Here is an 8,127-nt window from a genome sequence, read left to right as displayed (position 1 = left end):
CCTCGTCGTCCTTGCGGGCGCCGTGGCAACTCGAAGAACTCTACACGCTCCCGTACGCCCCATCAAACCGGTGGCGCAAGGGGTTTCCCGCGCGTAGGGTCCGGGGCATGACGACGCTCGCGCTCGTGCAGCTGTGGTGGCCCGCCTGACCGGCGGCCCGCCCCCTGCGCATGCTGCGCGTACGCATCCAACGGCCGCCGCCTCGGCGGCCGTTTTTGCTGTCCGGGCGGTGGTCCCCACCTCGGAGGAGACAGCGAACCGATGGCAAGGATCTTCAGCGGCATCAAGCCCACCGGCCACCTCACCCTGGGCAACTACCTCGGCGCCGTCCAGCGGTGGGTCGAGGTCGACCAGCACCGTGCCGAGGCGCTCTTCTGCGTGGTGGACCTGCACGCGCTGACCGTCGAGCACGACCCGGCACGGGTGCGCCGGCTCAGCCGGCAGGCGGCGACGCTGTTCCTCGCGGCCGGACTACGGCCGGACCTGTGCACCCTCTTCGTACAGAGTCACGTCGACGAGCACACCCGCCTGGCCTATCTCCTGGAGTGCACGGCCACGGACGGCGAGATGCGGCGGATGATCCAGTACAAGGAGAAGTCCGCGCGGGAGCGGGCCACCGGCGGGAGCGTACGGCTGTCCCTGCTGACGTACCCCGCGCTGATGGCCGCGGACATCCTGGCGTACGGGACGGACGAGGTTCCCGTGGGGGACGACCAGGCGCAGCACGTGGAGCTCACCCGGGACCTGGCCGTGCGCTTCAACCAGCGGTACGGGGCCACCTTCACCGTTCCCCGGGCGGTGCTTCCTCCCGTGGCGGCTCGCGTGATGGACCTGCAGGACCCCCTGTCGAAGATGGGCAAGTCGCACGCGGAGACGTCCGGCATCGTCTATCTGCTCGACGAGGCGGACGTCGTGCGCAAGAAGATCATGCGGGCCGTGACGGACAGCGGTAATGAGGTCCGCTACGACCGCGAGGCGCAGCCCGGCGTCGCGAATCTGCTGGAGATCCTCGCCGCCTGCCGGGGTGGTGACGGGAAACCGGAGGAGCTGGCCGCGGGCTACAGCTCGTACGGTGCGCTGAAGAAGGACGTGGCGGACGCGGTCGTGGAGCTGCTGCGGCCGCTACGGGAGCGGCATGCGGAGCTGTGCGCGGATCCGGAGTACGTGGACGAGGTGCTGCGGGCGGGTGCCGAGCGGGCGCGGGCGCTCGCCCGGCCGCGGGTCGACACGGCGTACCGGGCGATCGGCCTGCTGCCGCCCGTCGGCTGAGCCGGCGGGCCGTACTCCGCTTGGTCCGCGCCGGCCGGCCCGCCGGTCCCTCAGCCCGCCGCGCGGAAGGCGCGCCGGTAGTCGCGGGGGCTGGTGGCCAGGCGGGCGGCGAAGTGCTGGCGCATGGTGACCTCGCTGCCGAAGCCGCAGCGGCGGGCGATCTCCGGCATGGGCAGGCCGGTGCGTTCCAGGAGCTGCTGGGCGGCGGCGATGCGCTGGTCGAGCAGCCATTGGATGGGGGTCCTGCCCGTGCCGGCGGTGAAGTGGCGGGCGAAGGAGCGCGGTGACATGCCGGCCCAGGCGGCCATGTCGGCGACGGTCAGGGGTTCGCAGAGCTGTCGCAGGGCCCGTTCGCGTACGGCGGCCAGGGCGCCGGAGGGGTCGCGGTCGTCCGGGGCGGGGGCGGGGTGCTCGATGAACTGGGCCTGGGTGCCGGTGCGGAAGGGGGCGGTGACCATGGCGCGGGCGATGGTCGCCGCCGCCTCGGCGCCGTGTGCCGTACGGACGAGGTGCAGGCACAGGTCGATGCCGGCGGCGACTCCGGCCGCGGTCCAGATGCCGTCGTCCTCGACGAAGAGGGCGTCCGGGACGACCTGGAGCCCGGGGTGGGTGGCGGCCAGGAGAGGGGTGAGGTTCCAGTGGGTGACGGCTCGGCGGCCGTCGAGCAGGCCCGCCTGGGCGAGGACGAACGCTCCGCCGCACAGCGCGGCGACCGGTGTCCCGGCGGCGTGGGCGCTGCGCAGTGCCTCCAGGACGGGCGGCGGTACGGGGGCCAGGTGGTCGTCGACGCCGGGGACGACCACCAGGTCGGCGGTGCCGAGCCAGTCGAGGTCGCGGTCGGGGGCGAGGACGAGCCCGCCGGGCATCTGCACGGGCGCCCGGTCGGGGGCGCAGCGGCGCAGTTCGAAGGGCGGGGCGCCGCGGTCGGTGCGGTCGACGCCCCAGACCTCGGCGATGACGGCGACGTCGAAGGCGCGGATGCGCGGAAAGGCGACGAGGGCGATGCGTTGGGGCGGCTGCACGGTGATCATCCTGCCAGTAGGGGTGGCAGGAATTCATCGGAGGTGGTCAGTGCTGCCACTGTCGGCGGCCTGCCGGCGCCAGCAGGATCATGGGCATGGACATCGCACAGGTCAGCCCGATCGCTCAGAACTCCGCCCTCGTCGTCATCGACGTGCAGAAGGGCTGGCACGACCCCGCCTTCCCGCCCCGCAACAACCCCGCGGCCGAGGAGAACCTCGCCGCCCTGATCGACGCCTGGCAGGCGGCGGGCCGGCCGGTGGTCTTCGTACGGCACGACTCGCCGAAGCCGGACTCGCCGCTGCGGCCGGGGCAGGAGGGCAATGACTTCCAGGACTTCGTCGAGCAGCGGCGCGGCAAGGGGGCGGGCCCGGAGCTGCTGTTGACCAAGACGGTGAACTCGGCCTTCATCGGCACCCCGGACCTGCGGGCCTGGCTGGACGCGGCCGGCATCCGGCAGATCGTGGTGGCGGGCATCATGACGAACTGGTGCGTCGACACGACGGCCCGCATGGGCGGCAACCTGGGCTACGACGTGATCGTCCCGATCGACGCCACGCACACGTTCGACGCGGTGGGCCCGGACGGCGAGTCCCTGACGGCCGACGCCCTGGCCCGCGCCACGGCGGTCAACCTCCACGCGGGCGGCTTCGCCCGCGTGGTCCGTACGGCGGAGCTGCTCGGCTGAGCGTCACCCGTTGCCGGAGGCCAGCTCCCGGCTCCGGTCCCGCGCAGCCTCCAGCGCGGCGATCAGCGCATGGCGCACCCCGTGCTTCTCCAGCTCGCGGATCGCGTTGATCGTCGTACCGGCCGGTGAGGTGACCGCCTCGCGGAGCTTCACGGGGTGCTCGCCGCTGTCGCGCAGCATGACCGCCGCGCCGATGGCGGCCTGGACGATGAGGTCGTGGGCCTTGTCGCGGGGCAGGCCGAGCAGGATGCCGGCGTCGGTCATGGCCTCGACGAGGAAGTAGAAGTACGCGGGCCCGGAGCCGGAGAGGGCGGTCGCGGCGTCCTGCTGGGACTCGGGCACGCGCAGCGTCTTGCCGACGGGCTTGAAGATCGCCTCGGCGCGCCGGAGGTGTTCCTCCGTGGCGTGGGAGCCCCCGGAGATGACCGACATGCCCTCGTCGACGAGGACGGGGGTGTTCGGCATGACGCGCACGACCGGGGTGCCGGCGGGGAGCCGGTCCTCGAAGAGGGTCGTGGGGATGCCGGCCGCGGCGCTGATGACGAGCCGGTCGGCCGGCAGGTGCGGGGCGAGTTCGTCAAGGAGGGTGGTCATGTCCTGGGGCTTGACGGCCAGGATGAGGGTGTCGGCGGCCTTGGCGGCCTCGATGTTGCTGACCACCTCGACGCCGTAGCGGGCGCGCAGCGCCTCGGCGCGTTCGGGGCGGCGGGCGGTGCACATCAGGCCGTCCGCCGACCAGCCGGCGCGGATCATGCCGCTGAGCAGTGCCTCACCGATCTTTCCGGTGCCGAGGACGGCGACTGTCTGGGGCACGGGGGCTCACCTCTTCGCTGCGCGGGGCTTGCTTACGGTCCTGCGGGAAGCTTCTTCGTCGTCTTGTGGAGGACCTTCTCGCTCTAGAGGATCCTCGCATTCCGCGTGGCCCGGCGGGGGCGCGGTCCACGTCTTGGTCGTCCGCCGGGGCGACAGGATGCGGACGTTCCTGTTTCCCGCCCCGGTGTTTACACCGTGGTTACAAACCAACTGGCCGAATCGGTCCGGGACTTGGCCAAAATATGGTCAAGTGATTAACGGCATGCGCAGCGGCGGCCCAGGGCCCGTCGTGCGGACGCCGGGCGTGCGCCCCCTCGACTCCTCCGTCACTTCTCTTCCACCCGTCGGCAACGATCCCCGTCGTTTCGCTGCGCGCGCCCCGAGCGCGCTGGAGGCAGTCCTCATGCAGAAGACCCTCTTCCGCCATGTCCGCACCGTCATCCACCGCCTCGGCCCCTGGGCCGACCTGCGCGCGGACTTCGCCGCGTCACTGGTCGTCTTCCTCATCGCCGTGCCCCTGTCCGTCGGCATCGCCGCCGCCTCCGGTGTGCCCGCGGAGCTGGGCCTGGTCACCGGCGTCGTCGGCGGTCTCCTCACCGGCCTGCTGCCGGGCAGCAGCATGCAGGTCAGCGGCCCGGCGGCCGGCCTGACGGTGCTGGTCTACGAAGCAGTGCGCGCGTACGGGCTCCGGGCGCTCGGCGTCCTGGTGCTCACCGCCGGGCTGCTCCAGCTGGCCATGGGGCTGCTCAAGCTCGGGCGCTGGTTTCGCGCCATCTCGGTCGCCGTCGTCCAGGGCATGCTCGCCGGCATCGGCATCGTCCTGATCGCCGGGCAGCTCTATGCGCTCGCCGACGCCGACGCACCGGCCGGGGCGCTGGAGAAGCTGGGCGGGCTCGTCACGCTGTTCACCAACACCGTCGCCTCCCCGGACGCGCTGGCCGCGGTCGCCGTCGGCGCCGGCACGGTGGCCGTCCTGGCCGTGTGGCCGCGCTGGCGCGGCGCCGCCCACGTCGTCCCCGCCCCCTTGGCGGGCGTCGCGCTCGCCACCACCACGGTGGCCCTGCTGGAGCTGCCCGTCGACCGGATCCGGGTGCGCGGACTGATCGACGCGATCCAGCCACCGGGCGGCGGCGAATTCACCCGCCTGACGGAATTCGGAGTGCTCGGCACCGTCCTGACCTTCGCCCTGATCGCCTCCGCCGAGACGCTCTTCAGCGCGGCCGCCGTCGACCGGCTCCACCAGCGCTCCCGCACCGACTACAACAAGGAACTCATCGCCCAGGGCGCCGGGAACACCGTCTGCGGTGTGCTCGGTGCCCTGCCCATGACCGCCGTCATCGTCCGCAGCTCCGCCAACGTCCACGCCGGCGCACGGACGAAGGCCTCGCGTGTCCTGCACGGCGTCTGGCTCCTGCTCTTCGCCACCCTCCTGCCCTGGGCCCTCGAACTCGTCCCCGTGGCCGCGCTCGCCGGCGTCCTGGTGCACGCCGGCTGGAAGCTCCTGCCGGGACGCGAACTGGGACCGCTGTGGCGCGAGCACCGCGGCGAGGTCGCCATCCTCGCCACCACCGCCGTCGCCATCGTCGTCACCAACCTCTTCGAGGGCGTCGCCATCGGACTCGTCCTCGCCGTCTGCAAAGCCGCCTGGGAGACCTCCCACGTCCACGTCGAGGCCACGACCTCGCCGTCCGGCGTCGTCCGCGCCCGCGTCATCGGCAACGCCAACTTTCTGCGCCTGCCCAAACTGCTCGACGACCTCGACGCGCTCCGGCAGGACGCCACCCACCGCATCGAACTCGACCTCACCGGACTGCGCCACATGGACCGGGCCGTCCACACGGCACTGGTCACCTGGGCCGCACGCAACGCGCAGAACGGCGACGACGAAGCGACGGGCCGGGTGATGGCCCACTAGGGCCTGCCCGGCGGATCCTCGCCGCGGCGCGTTGTCGATGTGCGGCTGCCGCCGCGCGGTGCCGTGCTTCGCCCGGGCCTAGGGGTGGTGTGTCGACTGCGGGCCGTCGGTGGCCGATCGCGCCCACGCGGCGGCAGCCGCAGATCGATACCGCCCCGCGCCCCTGACGGGGCACTGCACCAGCTCACGGCGCCCCGTAGGGGCGCGGGGAACTGCGCGACAAGCCACAACGCGCCCGCAGACGGGGCACCCTAGCGGCCGGCCGCCCCTGCCGGGGCGGCCGCGGCCGCGGAGACGTCGGCTCCGGGGGCCGTCACCGGGCCACCGCGACGCGCCCCGGCCGCAGCCGCCCGCAGGGCGAACACCGTCCCGCGCACGACCCTCTCCTTGACGAAGGCGGCCGGCCGCCCGGTCAGCACCGTCGACCGCGGCGAGTCGTCGGAACGGACCAGCTGCAACAGCCCGTCGCGCCGGCCGAGGCTGATGCACTGCCCCACGAACGCATAGCGGAACGGCCGCAGTTGACCGCGACGGTCCTGAAGGTCCGCTCGGACGGACGCCGCCACGTACAGGCCCATGGGCAGGGACACCGCACACGCCATCCGTAGGCCCGTCCCCGCCGCATCCCCCGCCGCGTAGACGGCGGGATCGGTCACCGAGCGAGCGGTGCCGTCGATCGCGATCCGCCCGGCCTCGTCCAGGGCCAGACCCGCCCGGGCGGCGAGCCCCGTCACCGGGCGCATCGCGGCCGCCCACACCACCGCGTCCGCATCCACCTCACCGGCCGACACCACCCGACGGCCCTCCGCGACCCGTACGCCCAGGCCGCGCAGCACCTCGTACACGTGCGCCCGCCCCCGCGCCGAGAGGCCGGCCCCGACGATGCCCGACGTCAGCAACCGCACCTCCCACGCGGGGTGCGCCTCGGCTATCTCGGCGGCCAGCTCGATGCCGGTCAACCCGCCACCGACCACCGAGATGCGGCCCGGTGCCCCGATCAGCCGCTGGTGCAGTGCCCCGGCCGACTCGGCTGTGTGGACCCGCTGCCCGGTGCGAGCGGTGCGAGCGGTGATCTCCGCGCTGCCGGCGTCTTCGACGCCCGAGGTGTCCGTGACGCTGCCGAGCGCGTAGACGAGCCGGTCGTACGACAGGACGCGCCCGTCGTCCGTCCGGACGCTGCGCGCCCGGAGGTCGAGACCGGCGGCGCGGGCGGCAACGTGCTCGATGCCGGTGCCGCGCAGGAGATCGGAGTAGGGGTGGGTGACACCTGCCCGGCCGGCGGCCAGCTGGTGGAGGCGGACGCGTTCGGTGAAGCCGTCGCCCGGGTCGACCAGCGTGACCCGGGCGGCCGGCGCCAGCCGCAGGGCCGCCACCAGCCCCGCGTAGCCGCCGCCGAGCACGACGACGCGGGGGGCGGGGGAAGAGGAAGCGGCGTGAGAATTCGTCTTCATACACAGGGGACGAGGCGGCCGCGCGAAATGTGGCGTGCCCCGGGTCACATCCCCTGAAGGTGGGACAGCTTGTCGGGATTGACGACGGCACCGACGTCCGTGATCCGCCCGTCGTGGACGGTGAAGGCCAAGGCCCCCAACGGCTCGCCGTCCCCGGTCAGAAAGACGGCGCCGGGTGCGCCGTTGACCTCCCGCAGCAGCATCCGCATCGAGTCGGGCGCGTAGATCCGGACCACGTTCGCGACGTAGCGGGCCACCTTCTCCCGGCCGACGACCGGCAACCGCGCCGCAGTGATCCTCCCACCGCCGTCGGACCGCCAGACGACCTCGGGGTCGAGCACTTCCATCAGGTCGGCGAGCTCCCCGCCCACGACCGCGGCCAGGAAGGCCTCGACCGTCCGGCGGTGCTCGCCCCGGTCGACCGTCTGCCGCGGGGCCTCGGACCGGACGCGCTTTCGCGCGCGGGACGCCAATTGCCGGACGGCTTCAGGAGAACGGTCGACGACCTCGGCGATCTCCTGGAACGGCACGGAGAAGACGTCGTGCAGAACGAGAGCCGTCCGCTCGGCCGGCGTGAGCCGCTCGAGCACGAACAGCAGGGCCATGCCGACCGATTCGTCGAGGGCGGCCTGCTCCTCGGGCCCGGGCTCGTCGGTCACCACGGGCTCGGGCAGCCAGGGCCCGGCGTACGTCTCGCGCCGGGCACGGGCGGAAGTGAACAGGTCGAGGCAGATACGGCTGACGACCGTGGTCAGGTACGAGCCCGGGTCGTCGGCCACGTCGTCGGGCAGCCGCTGCCAGCGCAACCACGCCTCCTGCACGGCGTCGTCCGCGTCGGCGACGGATCCGGTGAGGCGGTAGGCGACGGCCCACAGCCGCCGGCGGTGGGCCTGGAACTCTTCAAGGGAAGCCATGAAAACAAAAATGCCGCGGACCCCTGGTCTTTGACCAGGAGTCCGCGGCTAAAAGGA

Annotated in this window: 7 protein-coding genes; 3 read left to right on the top strand and 4 right to left on the bottom strand. The window is 73.0% G+C overall.

What is annotated here, in order from left to right; all coding sequences use genetic code 11:
- Positions 1 to 261 precede the first annotated feature (261 nt).
- A complete protein-coding gene (gene trpS / locus AC27L3_RS29390; protein ID WP_487237097.1) occupies positions 262 to 1,269 on the top strand; it encodes a tryptophan--tRNA ligase in 1,008 nt (335 codons plus the stop codon).
- Between the two features lie 50 nt (positions 1,270 to 1,319).
- On the opposite strand, the gene AC27L3_RS29385 is transcribed toward trpS, so the two are convergent.
- On the bottom strand, positions 1,320 to 2,300 hold the full coding sequence (locus tag AC27L3_RS29385) for a GlxA family transcriptional regulator (protein WP_487237096.1): 981 nt from the start codon (positions 2,298 to 2,300) through the stop codon (positions 1,320 to 1,322).
- 86 nt (positions 2,301 to 2,386) lie between these two features.
- On the opposite strand from AC27L3_RS29385, the gene AC27L3_RS29380 reads away from it, so the two are divergent.
- Positions 2,387 to 2,977, top strand: coding sequence for a cysteine hydrolase family protein (locus AC27L3_RS29380; RefSeq protein ID WP_487237095.1), 591 nt, complete (start codon positions 2,387 to 2,389; stop codon positions 2,975 to 2,977).
- A gap of 3 nt (positions 2,978 to 2,980) precedes the next feature.
- On the opposite strand, the gene proC is transcribed toward AC27L3_RS29380, so the two are convergent.
- Positions 2,981 to 3,790, bottom strand: a complete 810-nt coding sequence (proC, locus tag AC27L3_RS29375) for a pyrroline-5-carboxylate reductase (RefSeq protein ID WP_487237094.1) — start codon at positions 3,788 to 3,790, stop codon at positions 2,981 to 2,983.
- Between the two features lie 403 nt (positions 3,791 to 4,193).
- Between proC and AC27L3_RS29370 the strand changes: the two genes are divergently transcribed.
- Positions 4,194 to 5,705 carry a SulP family inorganic anion transporter gene (locus AC27L3_RS29370; protein WP_487237093.1) on the top strand — a complete coding sequence of 504 codons (1,512 nt, stop codon included), beginning with the start codon at positions 4,194 to 4,196 and terminating at the stop codon, positions 5,703 to 5,705.
- A 251-nt stretch (positions 5,706 to 5,956) separates the two neighbouring features.
- Here the strand turns inward: AC27L3_RS29370 and AC27L3_RS29365 are convergent, their stop codons facing one another.
- Both AC27L3_RS29365 and sigJ read right to left on the bottom strand, forming a co-directional pair.
- Positions 5,957 to 7,156, bottom strand: coding sequence for an NAD(P)/FAD-dependent oxidoreductase (locus tag AC27L3_RS29365; protein WP_487237092.1), 1,200 nt, complete (start codon positions 7,154 to 7,156; stop codon positions 5,957 to 5,959).
- A gap of 44 nt (positions 7,157 to 7,200) precedes the next feature.
- Entirely contained in the window at positions 7,201 to 8,070 is an 870-nt protein-coding gene (gene sigJ, locus AC27L3_RS29360) for an RNA polymerase sigma factor SigJ (RefSeq protein ID WP_487237091.1), read from the bottom strand.
- Positions 8,071 to 8,127 lie beyond the last annotated feature (57 nt).

This window comes from Streptomyces sp. PKA51 (genome assembly GCF_057552455.1).
The sequence above is the reverse complement of the archived record's forward strand: the minus strand, read 5'-3'. Positions and strand labels throughout refer to the sequence as shown.